General features: G+C 59.9%; 15 protein-coding genes. 7 read left to right on the top strand and 8 right to left on the bottom strand.

Annotated features, from left to right (window positions below; translation table 11 throughout):
- Positions 1-58 precede the first annotated feature (58 nt).
- Complete coding sequence (gene pcaK / locus VNV36_RS20805) at positions 59-1,405, bottom strand: 4-hydroxybenzoate transporter PcaK (RefSeq protein WP_325720071.1); 1,347 nt, start codon at positions 1,403-1,405, stop codon at positions 59-61.
- A 288-nt stretch (positions 1,406-1,693) separates the two neighbouring features.
- On the bottom strand, positions 1,694-2,536 hold the full coding sequence (pcaR, locus tag VNV36_RS20800) for a pca regulon transcriptional regulator PcaR (RefSeq protein ID WP_325720069.1): 843 nt from the start codon (positions 2,534-2,536) through the stop codon (positions 1,694-1,696).
- A gap of 632 nt (positions 2,537-3,168) precedes the next feature.
- On the opposite strand from pcaR, the gene VNV36_RS20795 reads away from it, so the two are divergent.
- The 3 genes from VNV36_RS20795 (at position 3,169) to VNV36_RS20785 (ending at position 5,713) form a co-directional block, all read left to right on the top strand.
- Positions 3,169-3,369: a hypothetical protein gene (locus VNV36_RS20795; RefSeq protein ID WP_325720067.1), complete on the top strand. Its 201-nt coding sequence runs from the start codon at positions 3,169-3,171 to the stop codon at positions 3,367-3,369.
- A 371-nt stretch (positions 3,370-3,740) separates the two neighbouring features.
- Positions 3,741-5,216: an inorganic phosphate transporter gene (locus tag VNV36_RS20790; RefSeq protein WP_325720065.1), complete on the top strand. Its 1,476-nt coding sequence runs from the start codon at positions 3,741-3,743 to the stop codon at positions 5,214-5,216.
- Between the two features lie 26 nt (positions 5,217-5,242).
- The gene (locus VNV36_RS20785) at positions 5,243-5,713 is read left to right on the top strand and encodes a hypothetical protein (RefSeq protein ID WP_325720063.1); all 471 of its coding nucleotides are present in this window, start codon (positions 5,243-5,245) and stop codon (positions 5,711-5,713) included.
- Between the two features lie 355 nt (positions 5,714-6,068).
- Here VNV36_RS20785 and ccoM read toward each other — a convergent pair whose 3' ends face one another.
- From ccoM to VNV36_RS20770, 3 genes are all read right to left on the bottom strand, one after another.
- The gene (gene ccoM / locus VNV36_RS20780; RefSeq protein WP_016771346.1) at positions 6,069-6,182 is read right to left on the bottom strand and encodes a cytochrome c oxidase subunit CcoM; all 114 of its coding nucleotides are present in this window, start codon (positions 6,180-6,182) and stop codon (positions 6,069-6,071) included.
- A 144-nt stretch (positions 6,183-6,326) separates the two neighbouring features.
- Complete coding sequence (locus VNV36_RS20775) at positions 6,327-6,551, bottom strand: hypothetical protein (protein ID WP_325720292.1); 225 nt, start codon at positions 6,549-6,551, stop codon at positions 6,327-6,329.
- Between the two features lie 32 nt (positions 6,552-6,583).
- A complete protein-coding gene (locus tag VNV36_RS20770) occupies positions 6,584-6,925 on the bottom strand; it encodes an aspartate-semialdehyde dehydrogenase (protein WP_325720060.1) in 342 nt (113 codons plus the stop codon).
- A gap of 250 nt (positions 6,926-7,175) precedes the next feature.
- Between VNV36_RS20770 and rapA the strand changes: the two genes are divergently transcribed.
- Positions 7,176-10,022 carry an RNA polymerase-associated protein RapA gene (gene rapA / locus VNV36_RS20765; protein ID WP_325720058.1) on the top strand — a complete coding sequence of 949 codons (2,847 nt, stop codon included), beginning with the start codon at positions 7,176-7,178 and terminating at the stop codon, positions 10,020-10,022.
- A gap of 153 nt (positions 10,023-10,175) precedes the next feature.
- Here rapA and VNV36_RS20760 read toward each other — a convergent pair whose 3' ends face one another.
- On the bottom strand, positions 10,176-11,525 hold the full coding sequence (locus tag VNV36_RS20760) for a spinster family MFS transporter (protein ID WP_325720055.1): 1,350 nt from the start codon (positions 11,523-11,525) through the stop codon (positions 10,176-10,178).
- A gap of 301 nt (positions 11,526-11,826) precedes the next feature.
- Between VNV36_RS20760 and VNV36_RS20755 the strand changes: the two genes are divergently transcribed.
- Entirely contained in the window at positions 11,827-12,195 is a 369-nt protein-coding gene (locus VNV36_RS20755) for a YkgJ family cysteine cluster protein (protein WP_325720053.1), read from the top strand.
- Positions 12,196-12,345: 150 nt separating this feature from the next.
- Positions 12,346-14,628 carry a putative bifunctional diguanylate cyclase/phosphodiesterase gene (locus VNV36_RS20750; RefSeq protein WP_325720051.1) on the top strand — a complete coding sequence of 761 codons (2,283 nt, stop codon included), beginning with the start codon at positions 12,346-12,348 and terminating at the stop codon, positions 14,626-14,628.
- Here VNV36_RS20750 and VNV36_RS20745 read toward each other — a convergent pair.
- Positions 14,519-15,415: an NAD(P)-dependent oxidoreductase gene (locus VNV36_RS20745; RefSeq protein ID WP_325720049.1), complete on the bottom strand. Its 897-nt coding sequence runs from the start codon at positions 15,413-15,415 to the stop codon at positions 14,519-14,521. The two genes, VNV36_RS20750 and VNV36_RS20745, sit on opposite strands and share 110 nt — an antisense overlap.
- Positions 15,416-15,612: 197 nt before the next feature.
- Between VNV36_RS20745 and VNV36_RS20740 the strand changes: the two genes are divergently transcribed.
- Entirely contained in the window at positions 15,613-17,811 is a 2,199-nt protein-coding gene (locus tag VNV36_RS20740) for a hypothetical protein (protein WP_325720047.1), read from the top strand.
- A 267-nt stretch (positions 17,812-18,078) separates the two neighbouring features.
- On the opposite strand, the gene VNV36_RS20735 is transcribed toward VNV36_RS20740, so the two are convergent.
- On the bottom strand, positions 18,079-18,399 hold the full coding sequence (locus tag VNV36_RS20735) for a DUF2288 domain-containing protein (protein WP_325720044.1): 321 nt from the start codon (positions 18,397-18,399) through the stop codon (positions 18,079-18,081).
- Positions 18,400-18,494: the final 95 nt, after the last annotated feature.

Genomic DNA, 18,494 nt, shown 5'->3' with positions numbered 1-18,494 from the left:
CGCATTTCAAATGTAGGAGCTGCCGAAGGCTGCGATCTTTTCGCTCTACAAGGAAGTATCAGGTGGCATCCGCATGACTCACCATGCCTTTGATCAGCACCGCCGCCGTGGCCAATCCAGCCGGAATCACCAACGCGGTCAGCACCTGCTCGAAATTCCAGCCGAGGCCGAGCAAAGTTGCACCCATCCACGCACCAAGAATCGCGCCGAAGCGGCCGATGCCGAGCATCCACGACACGCCAGTCGCACGGCCTTGGGTCGGGTAAAACCGCGCCGCCAGCGACGGCATCGCCGATTGCGCGCCGTTCACGCACATGCCCGCCACCAGCACCAGCGTCGCCAGCAAGGTGATGTTGCCCAGGCTCTGGCCCACCGCGTAGGCAAACACTCCGGCGAGCAGGTAGAAAATGCCGATGACCTTGTGCGGATTGAAGCGGTCCATCGCCCAACCCACCGCGACCGCACTCAACACGCCGCCAAACTGGAACAACGCACCAATGAACGCGGCTTGCTCCATGCTTGCGCCGCTGTCGCGCATCAGCGTCGGCAGCCAACTGGTCAGCAGGTACACGATCACCAGGCCCATGAAATAGGTCAGCCACAACAGCAAGGTGCCCGTGCTGTAGGTACCGGAGAAAATCACCGCGAACACATTGCGCGCCTTGACGGTTTTCTGTTCCGGCACGCTGAAGCTCGACGCTCGGGCCACGGTAATCGGGTCGATCGGCGCCAGGGTCTTGCGCACTTTGTCGCTGCCACGGTTGCGCACGACCAGATAGCGCGCCGATTCCGGCAACCAGAACAGCAACACCACAGCAAGGATCAGCGGCAGGATCCCGCCGATCATCAGCAGGGCGTGCCAGCCGAACGCCGGGATGAGTTTTGCGGAAATGAATCCGCCGCCGGCCATGCCGAGGTTGAAGCCGCAGAACATGCTGGTCACCAGCAGCGACTTCTTGCGCTCCGGAGTGTATTCCGACAGCAACGTCGTGGCGTTGGGCATTCCCGCACCCAGACCGAGCCCGGTCAGGAAGCGCAGCACCAACAGTTGCTCGACGTTGGTGCTGTACGCCGACGCGAGGCTGAAGCCGCCAAACAGAATCACCGCACCGACGAGTACGACTTTTCGCCCGAAGCGGTCAGCCAACGGGCCGGAGCCCAGTGCGCCGAAGACCATGCCGATCAGCGCGGCACTCATCACCGGGCCGAGACTGGCGCGATCGATACCCCAGTCTTGCGACAGTGCCGGAGCGATGAAGCCCATGGCGGCAGTGTCGAGGCCGTCGAGAAAGACAATCAGGAAACACAGAATCACCACCCGCCACTGATAGCGCGAGATCGGTTGGGCATTGATGAAGGTCTGCACGTCGAGGCAGTTACCCACAGCGGACTGAGGCTGGTTCATTATTTTTATTCCACGTAAAAAACGCAGTCGAACGGCGGCCGGCCAAGGCAAGGCACGGTCACAAGAATAGAAGGTTGTAATCAGGCGTTGCGGTAAACCCGGCAACAACGGGTGAAATGCAGACAGTCAGGGAGCGAGCGCATGGTGAGTTGCCTCTTGTCATTATTATGGTGGTCGAGCATTCGGCGCGATGGAGAGTGCCGGATGACGCTGCCGCGACATTAATGATCCGAGGGTTTTAGCGTCAATTCGATAAACGCAACACTGTGCGTTTATCGAACAGCTTCCTCAGGCGAACAACTGCGCACTGAGGTCGCGACTGGCACTGAGCAGGCCCGGCAGAAAGCGCTGCTCCAGTTCGGCGCGGCTGACCCGTCCGGCGTGAGTGCTGACATTGAGCGCCGCCACCACTTGCCCGGACGCGTCGTACACCGGCACGGCGATCGAGCGCAGTCCCTGCTCCAGTTCCTGGTCGACAATGCACCAGCCCTGCTGCCGTACTTGTTGCAGACATTCAAGCAAAGCCTGGGGCGTGTGGATCGTGCGACTGGTCTTGGCCACTAGTTCGGCGTGGTCGAGGTACTCGCCCAGCGACGTGTCGTCCAGCGCCGCCAGCAGAATCCGCCCCATCGATGTGCAATACGCCGGCAGCCGCCCGCCGACCGAAAGATCCACGGAAATCAGCCGTTGCGTGGTCGCCGAGCGGGCGATGTAAAGAATGTCATCGCCCTCCAGCGTCGCCATGTTGCAGGCTTCGTGCAGTTGCTCGCTCATGCGGTCAAGGTATGGCTGGGCGGATACGGCCAATGGCGTCGAAGACAGATAAGCGTGGCCCAGGGTCAGCACTTTCGGCAGCAACGAATACGTGCGGCCGTCGGTAGTGGCGTAGCCGAGCTTGATCAAGGTATGCAGGCAACGGCGCACGGCGGCGCGGGGGATTTCCGTGCGGTGGCTGATCTGCGCAATGGTCAGATGGCGTTTGCGCTCCTGAAACGCTTGCACCACCGCCAGGCCACGGGCCAGCGAGGTCATGAAATCCGGGTCACCGGTCAGCGCCTGGATGCGTTTGGCCGGTGAGGCGACGATGGGCGGCGCCACGGAAGTGAAGGAGTTGCGCATTTGATCGTTCATTTCTTGTCCTTGTCCGGCCCGCATCAATGGCTAGTCAAACGGCTCACCGCCCGATGCACAAGCATGGAGACATCAACATTGGGCGATTATCGGACGGCCGACCGATAATCGCAATCGAGCGTTCGAGCTTTGAGTTGAACCAACTTTATCGATTCTGCTCACAACAAAGTGCGTCTTAGTTGTTCGAGTTAATGGCGCCAAAAACAGATCGCCTGCCAATAACGCTGTCTTTACACTTAACTAGCAACAAAAGTTGCAGCAACAAAACGATCACACATTCGGAACCGTTTTTAACTTGGCAAAGATAGTCATTCCCGAATCGACCGCTATAATGCACCCAGGTGGCGGCGCTTTAATCAACAGTCCGCGACCCGCTGAACGAGGCCTTTCGCTTCAGCCCCGGCCAGCGCCTGGCGCTCATTACGCATGCAACGCCAGCGCTCGCTGAAACAGGAAACTGATGCTGCGTCATTTTCAATCTGGTGCCGTAGCCGCCTGTAACAAGGAAGTCTTGATCGCCTTTGCAATGTCACCCTGCCTGATCGGGCCGTGGCTGACTGGCAAGTTCGTTCATTGCGTTCGTTGCAGTGCGTTTCACCGGATATTCAATTCGACTCATACAGGTAGCAACCGTGACAAAAGACGAACTGCGCGCGGAACTCGAGCGCCAGGAACAACGTTACAAGGAAGTTTACGGCGGGGAAGTCACCACCTACGCCGCCCAGCCGGAACCGGAACGCAAGGCATGGCGCAAGCGCCCGACCGTTCAGGATCAGGTGTTCAAGCAGGAAATCGAAAAAATCGCAAAGGAACTCAAAGCCGAAGAGCCATGAGCCACGGCTGTTGAACGTTCGTCTGTGGGCGACCCCCTGAGCCACACCGCGGTGGCAAGACGACATCGCGCGCGCCCGCTACTCGCGGGCGGCGGCAGCATCGCCATTTTGCTGGTTGTAAACGAGCGTCCCACAGGTTTCAGAGATATTTCAGACAAACGTTTGAGCCTTGGCGGCGTCGACAAAATCGCCTGTAAAAATGGATTTAATCAGTAAAATCAACAAGTTGTAAAACCCTGTACAGCGCTTGGTTTTCACGCTCTGCAACAAATTAAATCGAACAAGAGTGTGACCAGTGAGCAGACAGGGCATCGATTTCCTGTCTTTTCTGGCATAATCGCGCCCCCTTACGACCGGGTCAGAAAACCTTCATGATCGATTTATTCAGCGGACTGGATGCTTGGGTGCTTGTGAGCCTCTTGCTCGCCCTGACGTTTGTCCTCGCCTTCGAGTTCATCAATGGATTTCATGACACCGCTAACGCGGTAGCCACTGTTATCTACACCAAAGCCATGCCGCCGCACCTGGCGGTGTTCTTTTCCGGTGTGTTCAATTTCCTCGGCGTGCTGCTGGGCGGCGTGGGGGTAGCGTATGCCATCGTCCATCTGCTGCCGGTTGAACTGCTGATCAATGTGAACACCGGCCATGGCCTGGCGATGGTTTTCTCGTTACTCGCCGCGGCAATCGCCTGGAACCTGGGGACCTGGTACTTCGGTATCCCGGCTTCCAGCTCGCACACCCTGATCGGCTCGATTCTCGGTGTCGGCCTGGCCAACGCATTGATCAATGACATCCCGTTGAGAGATGGCGTGAACTGGCAGAAAGCGATCGACATCGGCGCCTCGCTGGTGTTCTCGCCGATGGCCGGCTTCCTCATCGCCGCGCTGGTGCTGATCGGTCTGAAGTGGTGGCGCCCCCTGTCGAAGATGCACAAGACACCGGAACAGCGCCGCAAAATCGACGACAAGAAGCACCCACCGTTCTGGAATCGCCTGGTCCTGGTGATCTCGGCCATGGCCGTGAGCTTCGTACACGGTTCCAACGACGGTCAGAAAGGCATCGGCCTGATCATGCTGGTGCTGATCGGTATCGTGCCGGCGCAGTTCGTCCTCGACCTGAACAGCACCACCTACCAGATCGAACGCACCCGCGACGCGACTTTGCACCTGAGTCAGTTCTACCAGCGCAACGCCGATTCGCTGGGTGAATTCCTGGCACTGGGCAAAAGCGTCGAAGGCGATCTGCCGGAGAAATTCCGCTGCAACCCGCAGCAGACCGAACCGACCATCGCCGCCCTGCTGCACACCCTCAAAGGCGTAGCGGACTACCATTCGCTGTCGTCGGAAAGCCGCATCGAAGTGCGTCGCTACCTGCTCTGCCTGGACGACACGGCGAAGAAAGTCGGCAAATTGCCTGGCCTGGAAGCCCGTGAAAAGGCCGACCTGGACAAGCTGCGCAAAGACCTGACCACCACCACTGAATACGCGCCGTTCTGGGTGATTCTGGCGGTCGCTCTGGCACTGGGCCTGGGTACCATGGTCGGCTGGAAACGCGTGGTGCTGACCATTGGCGAGAAGATCGGCAAGCAGGGCATGACCTATTCCCAGGGCATGTCGGCGCAGATCACCACCGCCAGTCTGATCGGCATGGCCAATATTTTCAGCCTGCCGGTTTCGACCACTCATGTGTTGTCTTCGGGTGTCGCCGGGACCATGGTTGCCAATAAAAGCGGCCTGCAGGGTGGCACGGTGAAGACGATTCTGCTGGCTTGGGTGTTGACCTTGCCCGCGACTGTGGCGCTATCGGCCGGGTTGTTCTGGTTGGCTTCGAAGGCTCTGGGCAGTTGATCGTTAGCTGTTGATTGGAAAAGGGCGTGATTCGTGAGGATCACGCCTTTTTTGTTATTGGATTGGGGGCATATCCGTTTCTGCGGGTGCTGCCGCTGACGGTTTCGCTCTTACAGCGAGTCACCTTTTTCAGACGCCAAAAAGGTAACCCAAAAGGCTTTGCCCCGGCGTACGGCCCGCTCGCTGGGGCTCGGGGTTCCTTCGTTACGGGACCGATCCGGGCGCAGCCTGCCGAAGGGGCAAAAGATCAAAAGCCAGAGCAAAAGCCAGAGCAGAAGCAGAAGCCAGATCAAAAGATCGCAGCCTTCGGCAGCTCCTACAGTTGGATTGGGTACAACCGCAAGAAACAGGTCGGCTGTCAGGCCGCCTTCGCGAGCAGGCTCGCTCCCACAGAAAAGCAAAAGCAAAAGATCGCAGCCTTCGGCAGCTCCTACACGATGAGCGTTAGCTCGAGTATCGCTTTTGATCTTGATCCACGGGCGACGTCGGAAGGCTGAGTGGAGGGATTGATCCGGGCGTGGGAGCGCAGCGACCGTTTGGCGCAGTCGTACACAGCGAGTGTAGGTGCAGCGAAGCAAACCGGAGCCGCTGCGCCCGGATCAGTCCCGGAGCGAAGGAACCCGAGCCTGCGAGGGCCGAACGCAGGAGCAAGCGTTTTTTTGCTTACTTTTTTTAGGCGCTTGTAAAAAAGTAAGTCGCCGTCAGGCGAAACCGCCAGCAGCCGCTACCGAAGCAACGGATATTCACCCAAAACCCCAACAGCCTGGTCGGCCCAAAGGCCGCCACGGCCAAAAAAAAGGGGCAACCGAAGTCGCCCCAAAATGCCTTGCGTGCCCATCAATCCAGAAGAACTCACTTGCGCCGTTTATGCGCATCCTTCCAGATAAAAAATCCAAACCCTGCAAAAAACAGCACCATAAGCCCCACCGTCAGAACCCCGGCAAACACCACGTTATCGAAAAACATGACTGGCCTCCTGGCCCTGCTTTGCTGCGATGGGTTCAAGTTACCAAACACACAGACGCACACATTGACCGGGATCAATATCCGCAAGGAAGGGAAATAAAGGAGGGGAAATAACTGACCTGCATCAATGAATGCAGCGGGAGATCAACGCTTTTTCGGTTTGTTCTTTGACTTTTTCTTGGACTTTCCCAACGGCATGGCCTGTTCGAAGGCCTGGCGCACTTCGTTCAACCGCTTCTCGTTGAGGTCATGCACGCGCTTGGCGCGTTCGGTACTGAGGTCGATCAGTTTGTCGTCTTGGCTCATGGCGTCCGGCACATCGCAAAAGGAATCACGGCTGCCGATCATCGGCAGGGTTGCGCCAATCATGCCGCCTGGCGCACGCGCTGACCAGCCGCAGCTCAAATCTCGATATCGACCCACAGCCCCTGACGCGGCTGATCGTCTATCAGCGGCACCACCGGCACCGTGTTGTCAGCGTTAAGCTCAGTGCCTGGCACGGCCAGATGCTCTTCGGGATCCTCGTCCGCCTCGCGGCGTCTGCGCTCGCGCTCCTGCTGGCGACGCTGTTCTTCGCGCAGCAACAGGCCATCCTCTTCAGGATCGCGCTTTTGCAGATCGATCGTGCTTTCGTTGGAGCTTTCCTGCACCGGCACCACCGGCGGAATGTCCGGCCGCTGGCGGATCGGATCCTGCTGGGAAGTGATCGGCACAGCGCTCAAGGGGAGCATCGGTGGCAACATATAAAGGTCTCCTGTGTGCAGGCTATCGGCTGCGGCAAGGGCGCCTTGAGCCACTGGTCGAAAATCTGTGACGCACTTGGCACCTGTAGGGCTGCCGAAGGCTGCGATCTCTTATGGACAACGCCAAACCCGAGTGTTCCCACAGATCAAAAGATCGCAGCCTTCGGCAGCTCCTACCCCAGTATTCCTTTGGCCTGAAGCCCGCATTCCGTTAAGATAGCCCGCTTTTTCAAGGTGGGAGTCAGGCAGCATGGCGCAGCAGTATCAACCGGGGCAACGCTGGATCAGTGACAGCGAAGCAGAGCTTGGTTTAGGCACCGTTCTGGCACAGGACGGCCGCTTGTTGACCGTGCTTTACCCGGCCACTGGCGAAACCCGCCAGTACGCGCTACGGAATGCGCCCCTGACCCGCGTGCGGTTCTCGCCCGGCGACTCCATCACCCACTTCGAAGGCTGGAAGATGACCGTGCAGCAGGTCGACGACGTCGACGGGCTGATGGTCTATCACGGCCTCAACGGGCAGAACGAAGTTGTCACCCTGCCGGAAACCCAGCTGTCGAACTTCATTCAGTTCCGCCTGGCCAGCGACCGTCTGTTCGCCGGCCAGATCGACCCGCTGCCGTGGTTCTCCCTGCGCTACAACACCCTTGAACACACCAGCCGTCAGTTGCAGTCCTCGCTGTGGGGCCTGGGCGGCGTGCGCGCGCAGCCGATCGCGCACCAGTTGCACATCGCCCGTGAAGTTGCCGACCGTATCGCCCCGCGCGTGCTGCTGGCGGACGAAGTAGGTCTGGGTAAAACCATCGAAGCCGGTCTGGTGATTCACCGCCAACTGCTCTCCGGCCGTGCCAGCCGCGTGCTGATCCTGGTTCCGGAAAACCTCCAGCATCAGTGGCTGGTGGAAATGCGCCGCCGTTTCAACCTGCAGGTCGCGCTGTTCGACGAAGAACGCTTCATCGAAAGCGATGCCACCAACCCGTTCGAAGACACGCAACTGGCGCTGGTCGCGCTGGAGTGGCTGGTCGATGACGAGAAAGCTCAGGACGCCTTGTTCGCCGCCGGTTGGGATTTGCTGGTGGTCGACGAAGCGCACCATCTGGTGTGGCACGAAGACAAGGCCAGCGCGGAGTACTCGCTGGTCGAACAACTGGCCGAAGTGATCCCTGGCGTGCTGCTGCTCACCGCCACCCCGGAGCAACTCGGTCAGGACAGCCACTTCGCCCGTCTGCGCCTGCTCGACCCGAACCGTTTCCACGACCTGGCCGCTTTCCGCGCCGAGAGTGACAACTATCGTCCGGTCGCCGAAGCCGTTCAGGAACTGCTCGACAAGGGTCGTCTCTCGGCCGAAGCGCACAAGACCATCCACGGTTTCCTCGGCAACGAAGGCGAAGCCCTGCTCAGCGCAGTCAACGACGGCGATAGCGAAGCCAGCGCACGTCTGGTGCGCGAACTGCTCGATCGCCATGGCACCGGCCGCGTGCTGTTCCGTAATACCCGCGCCGCCGTGCAGGGTTTCCCGGAGCGCAAACTGCACCCGTACCCACTGCCATGCCCGGACGAATACCTCGAACTGCCGCTGGGCGAACACGCCGAGCTGTATCCGGAAGTCAGCTTCCAGGCGCAGCCGGACGCCAGTGAAGAAGAACGCTGGTGGAAATTCGATCCGCGCGTCGAGTGGCTGATCGACCAGCTGAAAATGCTCAAGCGCACCAAAGTGCTGGTGATCTGCGCCCACGCCGAAACCGCGATGGACCTGGAAGACGCCCTGCGCGTGCGCTCCGGCATCCCGGCCACGGTGTTCCACGAGGGCATGAACATCCTTGAGCGTGACCGCGCCGCCGCCTACTTTGCCGACGAAGAGTTTGGCGCGCAGGTGCTGATCTGCTCGGAAATCGGCAGTGAGGGTCGCAACTTCCAGTTCGCCCATCATCTGGTGCTGTTCGATCTGCCGTCGCACCCGGACCTGCTCGAACAGCGGATCGGACGTCTGGACCGGATCGGGCAGAAACACATCATCGAACTGCACGTGCCGTATCTGGAAACCAGCCCGCAAGAGCGCCTGTTCCAGTGGTATCACGAAGCGCTCAACGCGTTCCTCAACACCTGCCCGACCGGCAACGCCTTGCAGCATCAGTTCGGCCCGCGCCTGCTGCCGCTGCTCGAAGAAGCGGATGACGGCGAGTGGCAAGCGCTGATCGACGAAGCGCGCAGCGAGCGCGAGCGTCTGGAAGCCGAACTGCACACCGGTCGCGACCGTCTGCTGGAACTGAATTCCGGCGGCGCTGGCGAAGGTGAAGCGCTGGTCGAGGCGATCCTCGAGCAGGACGATCAGTTCGCCCTGCCGATCTACATGGAAACCCTGTTCGACGCGTTCGGTATCGACAGCGAAGACCATTCGGAAAACGCCCTGATCCTCAAGCCGAGCGAGAAGATGCTCGACGCCAGTTTCCCGCTGGGCGACGACGAAGGCGTGACCATCACTTACGACCGCAACCAGGCGCTGTCACGCGAAGACATGCAGTTCATCACCTGGGAACACCCGATGGTCCAGGGCGGCATGGATCTGGTGCTGTCCGGTTCGATGGGCAACACCGCCGTCGCGCTGATCAAGAACAAGGCGCTGAAACCGGGCACTGTGTTGCTGGAGTTGCTGTACGTCAGCGAAGTGGTCGCGCCGCGCTCGCTGCAGCTGGGTCGCTACCTGCCGCCGGCCGCACTGCGCTGCCTGCTCGATGCCAATGGCAACGATCTGTCGCCAAGGGTTTCCTTCGAAACCCTCAACGATCAACTGGAAAGCGTGCCTCGCGCCAGCGCCAACAAGTTCATCCAGGCCCAGCGCGATCAGCTGACGCCACGGATCAACGCCGGCGAAGAAAAAATCGCCCCGCGTCACGCCGAGCGTGTGGCTGAGGCGCGTCGTCGTCTGGCGGCTGATACTGACGAAGAGCTGGCGCGCCTGACCGCGTTGCAGGCGGTCAACCCGACCGTGCGCGACAGCGAACTGGAAGCGTTGCGCACTCAGCGTGAGCAAGGTCTGGCGATGCTGGATAAAGCGGCGTTGCGCCTGGAAGCGATTCGGGTGCTGGTGGCGGGTTAAACCGCCCTGCTCCATCGCTGCAAACAAGAAGGCCCGCAGTGATGCGGGCCTTTTTTATTTCAGAAGCAAAAGCAAAAGATCGCAGCCTTCGGCAGCTCCTACAGGGGGAACACATTCCCATGTAGGAGCTGCCGAAGGCTGCGATCTTTTGATCTAAGCAGTCGCCGCAGAAATTTCAGGCTCAACCACCGCCACCAACCCATCCTTCATCCGCTGCGCATCCCGCACAAAACACCGCGCCGCCAGAAACAGAAAGACCATGGTCAGGAACAGCGCCACCGGGATCAGGTACATCGCGTCATGCAGACCGACTGCCTTGAACGCTTCGGTCATCTGCTCCGCTCCCGCCGCCGCCATCGCCGTATGCGCGAAGTGATCCGACAGCCCACCGACCACCACCGGCCCCAGCCCGCCGCCAAGCAGATACAAACCGGCAAAGAACAACGCCATCGCCGTGGCGCGCAGGCGCGGTTCGACCACGTCCTGAATCGCCGTGTACACGCAGGTGTAGAAGTTGTACGCGAACAGCCAACCGACGCTGAACACCGCGACGAACACACCGATCTCGATGCGTCCGGCATGCAGCGCCCACGCCGTGCACAAGGTTGAGATGATCAGGCTGAACGCGGCAAACAGCAGCCGCCCGCTGGCGAAGCGCTGGTGGATCTTGTCGGCGATCCAGCCGCCGAGCGTCAGGCCGACCAGCCCGGTCACGCCGACAATCACTCCGGTGGCCACCGCCGCCTCCTGCAACGGCATGAGGAAATAGCGCTGCAGCATCGGCACCAGAAACGAGTTGCAGGCATAGGTCGCGAAGTTGAAGCACAGCCCGGCCATCACCAGCCACAGAAAGGTCGGCACGGCGAGCACGCGGCGGATCGGTCTGTCGACCTTCTCTTGCGAGACCTGCACGGCTTCTGCCGCGCCGCGTTTCGGCTCTTTGATGAAGAACATGAAAATCGCCAGGATCAGCCCCGGCACGGCGGCAATAAAGAACGGCGCGCGCCAGCTGTCGAACGCCTTGACCATCGCGCCGATGGTGAAGAACGCCAGCAGCAGCCCCAGCGGCAGGCCGAGCATGAAAATGCCCATGGCTCGCGCCCGACGGTGCGCCGGGAACAGATCGCCGATCAGCGAATTGGCCGCCGGCGCATAACTGGCCTCGCCAATGCCGATACCCATGCGCACGATGAGGAAACTCCAGAAACTGCCGACCAGACCGTTGACCGCCGTCAGCGCGCTCCACGTCGCCAGGCCCCAGCCCATCAGTTTGCTGCGCGAACCGGTGTCGGCCATGCGCCCCAGCGGCAGGCCGGCAATCGCATAAACGACGGTGAACGCGGTGCCGATGACGCCGAGCTGAAAGTCGCTGAGGTGCCATTCCATGCGGATCGGCTCGATGATGATCGCCGGGATGGTGCGGTCAAAGAAATTGAACAGGTTGGCGAGGAACAGCAGGAACAGAATGCGCCAGGCATTCGCCGCTTGGGTCGAGTTCTGCATGGGTCCGTCTCTTTATTGTTATGGGGCTTCACTGCCAGCGCGTTCGAGCCCGGAACCTGCAATCTAGTCAGCGGCGCGGGGGCTGTCTGTCATCATTCGTCAGCCTGATATCAGCCCATCGCACTGTAAAGAAACGTAAGCCCTTGATAAGTCAGCAATCCCCCGCCATACGGGGCTTTCGCGGCAAAATCCGGCGACAAAAAAATAGTTTCGCGCCCCCCTTCCCAATGCCTTGGCAAAGCCTAGAATGGCCGCCGGATCCGTCCGGATCTTCCGATCAATCCCTTTGATACCCCCGCCCATGTCCGAAGCCAGTCCGTGTCTGAATTGCGGTGCCTGCTGTTCCCATTTTCGCGTGTCTTTTTTCTGGGGTGAGTGTTCATCCGCTGGCGGGACAGTGCCCGATGAACTGGTCTCGCAGATCACTCCGAGTCGGGTAGCGATGATCGGCACCGACCGCAAACCGGCGCGCTGCACATCCCTGGCAGGTGAGGTCGGCAGCGCCGTGGCGTGCACGATCTACGACAAACGCTCAAGCACCTGCCGCGAGTTCGAGGCGTCCTGGGAGAACGGCGAGCACAACCCGGACTGCGACAAGGCCCGCGCCGCCCATGGCCTGCCACCTCTGCCGCCGCACTGGAACGACCTGCCGCTGGAGCGCATTGCCTGAGCCTTATCGCGAAACGCTATGAGGCTAATGGCAAAATCATTACCACCAATGTGCCACTACGACTTGCAGCCTGAAAACCGCCTCTATACTCCTCTCATTCGCTTGCGTTGATTGACGCACGGGCCAGATGAATCCGAGACGGGGCGCGCTATGGAGTGGCTTGGTTTGCAGTTTGTTGCCGAGCTGCCGCAAAGCGGACAGGTTCTTCTCGATTGCAGCCACAACCCCTTGCTGGTGATGGTCGCCTATCTGGTCGCCTGCGCGGCAAGTTTCGCCACCCTGGACATGGCCGAGCGTGTAGTGCATGCCGAAGATAAAGGGGCACGCCGCGTGTGGCGCTGGATCGGCGCGACCTGCCTGGCCGGCGGCATCTGGGCCATGCACTTTATCGGCATGCTGGCTTTCCAGGCGCCGATCGAGATTCAGTACGACCTCGGCATCACCCTGTTCTCCTTGCTGATCGCCCTGCTCGCCTCCTGGCTGGCCATGCACACTTTGAGCGAGGTGCAACCGAGTGCCCTGCACTGCCTGAAAACCGCATCAGTCATCGGCCTGGGCATTGCCGGCATGCATTACGTCGGCATGGCCGCCCTGCAGTCGAGCGCTACCGTCTACTATCATCCGGGACTGTTCGCGCTGTCGGTGGTCATTGCCATAGGCGCCAGCTTCGCCGCGCTGTGGGTCGCCCGGTACCTGAGCGAAGGCAGCGGTGTAGCGCATCAGTTGCTCAAGTACAGCGCAGCACTGATTCTCGGCGCAGGCATCATCAGCATGCACTTCACCGGCATGGCTGCGCTGGATCTGGTCCTTCCCGAAGGCGCCCTGGCAGCCAACGGCGGCGACACCGGGCATCTGCAACTGGCCCTGACCGTGGCGCTGATCATCCTGTTGATTCTGGGCAGCGCGATCAGCGCCGCCCTCGCCGACAAGAAACTGCAAAACAAGGAACACGATCTGCGCCGGGTCAACGCCCTGCTCAGTCAGCTCGATCAGGCGCGCATGTCCTTGCAGCACGCGGCCAATTACGACGCTTTGACCAACCTGATCAACCGCCGTGGTTTCAACCAGATGTTCGCCGAAAAAATCAGCCAGAAGACCCGCGAGGGCGGCATGCTCGCGGTAATGTTTCTCGACATCGACCACTTCAAACGCATCAACGACAGCCTCGGCCATGATGCCGGTGATGCACTGCTCAAGGTCATCGCCCAACACATCAAAGGCTCGGTACGCAGCCACGAAGACGTGGTTGCGCGTTTCGGCGGTGACGAATTCTGCATCCTCATCAGCCTGCGCGATCGCGAAGAGGCTCGGGGCATGGCCCAGCGCATCATGCTCAAGATGAAGGAACCGATCGAACTGGCCGGCCGCCGCATGGTGATGACTACCAGCATCGGCATCAGCCTGTTCCCCGAAGACGGCACGACTTGCGAGGAGCTGCTCAAACACGCCGATCTGGCGCTGTATCAATCCAAAGGCGCGGGGCGCAACGGCCTGCACTTCTTCAATTCCAGCCTCAAGACCCGCGCCAGCTTCGAGCTGCAACTGGAAGAAGAACTGCGCGGCGCGCTGCGCGAAGAGCATGCGCTGATGCTCTATTACCAGCCGATTTTCGAATTGAAAACCGGCCGCGTGACCAAGCTCGAAGCGCTGATTCGCTGGCAGCATCCGGTTCACGGCTTGCTCACTCCCGATCGCTTTATCGGCATCGCCGAGAACAATGGTTTGATCGCCGAGCTCGACAACTGGGTGCTGCGCCGCGCCTGCAAGGATCTCGGCGAGCTGTCGCGGCATGGGTGTGCCGAGGTGAAAATCGCCTGGAACTGCTCGCCGCTGAATCTGGCTCGGGAAGAACTGGCTGAGGAAATCGAACACGCGTTGCGCACCGCCGGTGTAGCGCCGGAACGCCTGGAGCTGGAGGTCACCGAAAACGCTTTGATGGGCAACATCGCCAACACGCTGGTGTTGCTGCGGCAGATCCGCGCCCTCGGTGTGTCGCTGTCGATCGATGATTTCGGCACCGGCTATTCGTCGCTGGCCTACCTCAAGCGCCTGCCGCTCAATACCCTGAAGATCGATCGCTCGTTCATCCTCGACATTCCCACCGCCACGGCGGACATGGAGATCGTCCAGGCGATCATCGTCATGGCCCACACCCTGCATCTGCAGGTCGTCACCGAGGGCGTCGAGAGCCTGGAACAGTACGAGTTTCTCGAGCGCTCTGGCTGCGATTTCATTCAGGGCTATCTGCTCAGCCGCCCGGTGCCGCTGGACGAGTTACGGGAGGTGCTGGACGAAATCAACCAGCGCAAACCCGTGCTCGGGGTCAATCCTTTGAGTCTGGCGCGCGGTACATTTGCACCAGTGTCGCCGGATCCTGTGCCAAAAAGCCCTGCGCCCCATGCAGGCGCATCAGTTGTGCGGCCAATCCGCTGATCGGCGTCGCCGAACCCTGTTCGCGGGAAAACTTCACCGCCGTGTCGAGATCCTTGAGCAACGTTCGCACATGCCACTTGATCGGCTCGAAACGACTCTCGGCCATTTGCGGGACGAGGATCTGCAATGGCTTCGAATCGGCAAAGCCGCCGGCCAGGGCTTCTGCGATCAGGCTCGCATCGACGCCAGCCTGCTCGGCCAGCGCGACCACTTCGGCGATCACCAGGGCATTGCAGGCAACGATCATCTGATTGCAGGCCTTGGTCACCTGCCCGGCGCCAATGCCGCCCATGTGCGTGACGCGCTGACCGAGACTGAGCAGCACCGGGCGTACCCGCGCAAGATCCGCCGCATCGCCACCGACCATGATCGCCAGACTGCCGGCCTCGGCACCGACCACGCCGCCCGAGACCGGTGAGTCGAGCCAGTCCATGCCGGTTTTCTCGGCCAGTTCGGCAGCCATTTCGCGGGTTGCGGTCGGTTCGAGGCTAGAGAAATCCACCAGCAGTTGGCCGCGCTGCGCACCTTCGGCAATTCCCCTCGCGCCGAACACCACCTCACGCACCACGGCAGTATCGGCCAGGCACAGCATGACAATGTCGGCGTGCGCGCACAGTTCGGCGGGGCTCGCCACTTGTCGGGCGCCGGCCGCAACCAGTGGCGCGCACTTGTCCGGGTTGCGGTTCCACACCGTCAGCGGGTAACCCGCCGCCAGCAGACGCCGGCACATCGGCAGGCCCATCAGGCCGATTCCGGCAAACCCCAACGAAGGTAGCGTTGACATCATTTTGCCTCTTTTCCATTAAAGATCAGCGAATCATGGCCGATTCATCAACGATCAGGAAAGGATTCCGCCCGGCGATCACACAGGCCAACACCCCCGACGCCCGGGCCTTATTCGCGCACACAAGACGCGAGATCCCATTCCGTGAGGCGCGCCGGCATTGATCGGCACGCCAACCCAGTCCAGGTAAATGGCGCACCATGACCTCTAAAAACAATCCCGCCAGCGCAGTAGCCGATCTGACCCTGAACCCCGCTGCGAACAGCACGTCATCATCCAGGCCCGCGCTACCTTCGCGTCCGCTGTCGACCCAGCAGTACCTGTACTTCACCGAAACCAATACCGACCGCATCCTCGATAATCTCGACGGCCTGCGCGATTCGGTATTCCCGCGCCCACCGCATCAGGAAGGTGACAACGAGCAGCACAACGATCAGGAGTTTCCGTCGGTGTGCCTGATCGGCCTCGGTCGCTGCGGCTCCAACATCGCTCTGGACGTCGCCGAGCTGGTGTACAACGCGCGCAAGTTCTATCTCAACGAATTCAATAACGAAGATCGCCCGGCTGATCGGCGCTTGGCCGACAAGGGCTACAGCCCGGCGCAGTGGATCAGGAACAACCTGCGCATCGGCCCCAGCAAATCGACCAAACCGGTATTTCTGGTCGAACCGCTGGTGATGCTCGGCGACCTCGACAAGGACATCGCCGGGCGTATCCGTTTCTCGCGCAAGGGCGAGAAAAGCGGCTTCCTGCGCGACTACAGCAAGATGAAGATCATGGACTTGTCCGAAGTCCACGCCGGCGGCGCCGGTAACGCGCCGATCCTCGGTCAGTACCTGGCGAAGATCATCCTCAACAAGGACACCCAGCGTTTCTCCAGCCCTGACTGGAAAATGATCCACTCGTACCTGATCGACAGCTGCGGCATCAAGGCCAACCAGTCGCGCCTGTACTTTTCGATCTTCAGTGCCGGCGGCGGTACCGGTTCGGGCATGGCCTCGGAGTTTGGCCTGGCCCAGCAGCACTCGTACATGAACAAGACGTTCGACACCAAACCGATGGACGAACATGACGGCAAAAGCGGTCATTCGTTTGTGTTTGAGCCGATCTTCACCAGCGGCATCTGCGTGCTGCCGAACATTTCCGATCACCGCAGCGAAATGTCCGAGGCGCTGCACATCAATGCCGGCCGCCTGCTGTGCAAATACCTGTCGGAGGAATGGGATTTCTCTTACAACTTCGCTAACGAGGACAGTAGCGAAGCCAGCGTCATGGGGCGGATTCGTCCATGGAACGCGATGATGCTGATCTCCAACGACATCATGCGCTACGCCGAAGAAAGCGATGACGGCAACATCCAGAACATTGATGTCAATGCCATGGAGAAGCACGCCAACCAGTACATCTCACAGCAGATCTTCAACATCCTCACGGCGCAGGCAGTCACCACTGACTACGACCAGAATTACTTCCGCCGCGCCGGTATCGACATCGGTGAAACCATTCGCCTGGATGCCAATGACCTGTTCATGAGTCTGGCCGGCCCGGTGGCGATTGCCTACGCCGAATCGGTAGTGCCGGAAACCCCGCCGCCGAGCAGCGACAAGTTCAAGGTGTTCGATAAAGAGCCGCAGCGCCTGAACATCGACGACCTGTTTTTCCGTTCGATTGATCTGCCGCACTTCAACAAGGTCACCCAGGCCATCGAAGGCATCAGCCTGTTGCCGATCGAGTCCAAGCGTTATCGCGCCTCGCTGGAGCAGTACAAGAATTCCGGTTACGACGCAGCGGCGCTGCACGATTTGCACTTCTTCAAGAACTGCTCGTCGGTGGTGTCGATCGTCTCGCTGCCAAAAGACTACAAACTGTCGTACATGGACCTGAACCGGTTGAAGACTCACCTCAACAGCCTGTTCCCCAACACCACGCTCAAGCGTTACGCACTGGTGATCGGCGCCTCGGCCAACCTATCGCTGACTACCTTGATCGCCAAGAGCCCGTGCCTGTCGGATGATTTCCTGACCTTGATCGTAGCGTTCATCAAGCGCTGCTTCGCGAAGAACCCGTACCGCTTCGACGAGACGCTGGACAACTCGATTCTCGATTTCATCATTCAGGAGGAGTTCGACGAAGACCGCATCGATGACCTGCTCAACGAATTCGAAAACCCGGCGAAGATTCTCGATACCAACTGGTACGCGATCAAACCGATGTACGAGAAGAAGTATCGCGAGCTGATCAACGACAAGGACAAGTTCGTCTCGATCAATGACATTCGCCTGTCGCGCGATTGTGTGAAGAAGTCGATCAAGTACCTGCGCGAGATCTACCGTCACCGGATTGGCAAGACCAAGGTGATTTCGCTGAATAACCATACTGGCAAGACTTACTCGGTCTGATCAAAGACCGAGCTGTCCCTATTCGCGAGCAGGCTCGCTCCCACAGGGAAATGCATTCCAGTGTGGGAGCGAGCCTGCTCGCGAAGGCGCCCTCGAATCACTGCCAGTTTCAATTTGTGAACATCCAGAAACAATTAAGCAGCCGTTAGGCTGCTTACTAAACTGTTCCCGTTACGTTTACGTCACCGTGATGCGTGGTGTTTCTCCACGGCAAGGTGCCATCACGCTACTCCGCTACACACTTTTCAAAGCGGGTCGATCGCACCATCAAGGTGCATCCCCTGAAGTGACCGCCCTTTCCTGGATCAGAATCCAAGGCGAAACCACCACGGCCCAAAGCTGCGGATCACGCTCGAAAATATCCAGCGCCCGCGTTTCAGACAGCTTGGCGACTTTGTCGTCGGCCAGCCAGGCCGCGACTTTCTCGCCTTCGTCCGACGCCACGGCCTCGGCGGCAGCGATCAAATCGAGCGCTGGGTCGACCCACAATAGGGCACCCTTGGCGAAGAACGGCTCCAGCTCTTTCCAGGTAATGGATGCCGTTTCACCAAGCAGCTTGGCATAGAGGGTGCTAGGTTCTTGATTCATGGGAGCTGTCCGGAAAAGAAATCGACGCGAATGATAACGTCGGTGATCCGCCAGAAAAACCCGGTTGCAAATCGCTTCACCGAACGAAAAGAGCA

Source organism: Pseudomonas sp., from assembly GCF_035554175.1.
GTDB lineage: Bacteria > Pseudomonadota > Gammaproteobacteria > Pseudomonadales > Pseudomonadaceae > Aquipseudomonas.
This window is presented reverse-complemented; position numbering and strand designations above follow the sequence as displayed.

Coding starts and splice junctions, on each gene's coding strand:
- VNV36_RS20775 (WP_325720292.1), bottom strand. CDS start 6,551: ATGATTGGCGCAACCCTGCCGATGATCGGCAGCCGTGATTCCTTTTGC.
- pcaK (WP_325720071.1), bottom strand. CDS start 1,405: ATGAACCAGCCTCAGTCCGCTGTGGGTAACTGCCTCGACGTGCAGACC.
- VNV36_RS20760 (WP_325720055.1), bottom strand. CDS start 11,525: ATGCAGAACTCGACCCAAGCGGCGAATGCCTGGCGCATTCTGTTCCTG.
- pcaR (WP_325720069.1), bottom strand. CDS start 2,536: ATGAACGATCAAATGCGCAACTCCTTCACTTCCGTGGCGCCGCCCATC.
- VNV36_RS20755 (WP_325720053.1), top strand. CDS start 11,827: ATGTCCGAAGCCAGTCCGTGTCTGAATTGCGGTGCCTGCTGTTCCCAT.
- VNV36_RS20770 (WP_325720060.1), bottom strand. CDS start 6,925: ATGTTGCCACCGATGCTCCCCTTGAGCGCTGTGCCGATCACTTCCCAG.
- VNV36_RS20735 (WP_325720044.1), bottom strand. CDS start 18,399: ATGAATCAAGAACCTAGCACCCTCTATGCCAAGCTGCTTGGTGAAACG.
- VNV36_RS20745 (WP_325720049.1), bottom strand. CDS start 15,415: ATGATGTCAACGCTACCTTCGTTGGGGTTTGCCGGAATCGGCCTGATG.
- ccoM (WP_016771346.1), bottom strand. CDS start 6,182: ATGTTTTTCGATAACGTGGTGTTTGCCGGGGTTCTGACGGTGGGGCTT.
- VNV36_RS20740 (WP_325720047.1), top strand. CDS start 15,613: ATGACCTCTAAAAACAATCCCGCCAGCGCAGTAGCCGATCTGACCCTG.
- rapA (WP_325720058.1), top strand. CDS start 7,176: ATGGCGCAGCAGTATCAACCGGGGCAACGCTGGATCAGTGACAGCGAA.
- VNV36_RS20750 (WP_325720051.1), top strand. CDS start 12,346: ATGGAGTGGCTTGGTTTGCAGTTTGTTGCCGAGCTGCCGCAAAGCGGA.
- VNV36_RS20790 (WP_325720065.1), top strand. CDS start 3,741: ATGATCGATTTATTCAGCGGACTGGATGCTTGGGTGCTTGTGAGCCTC.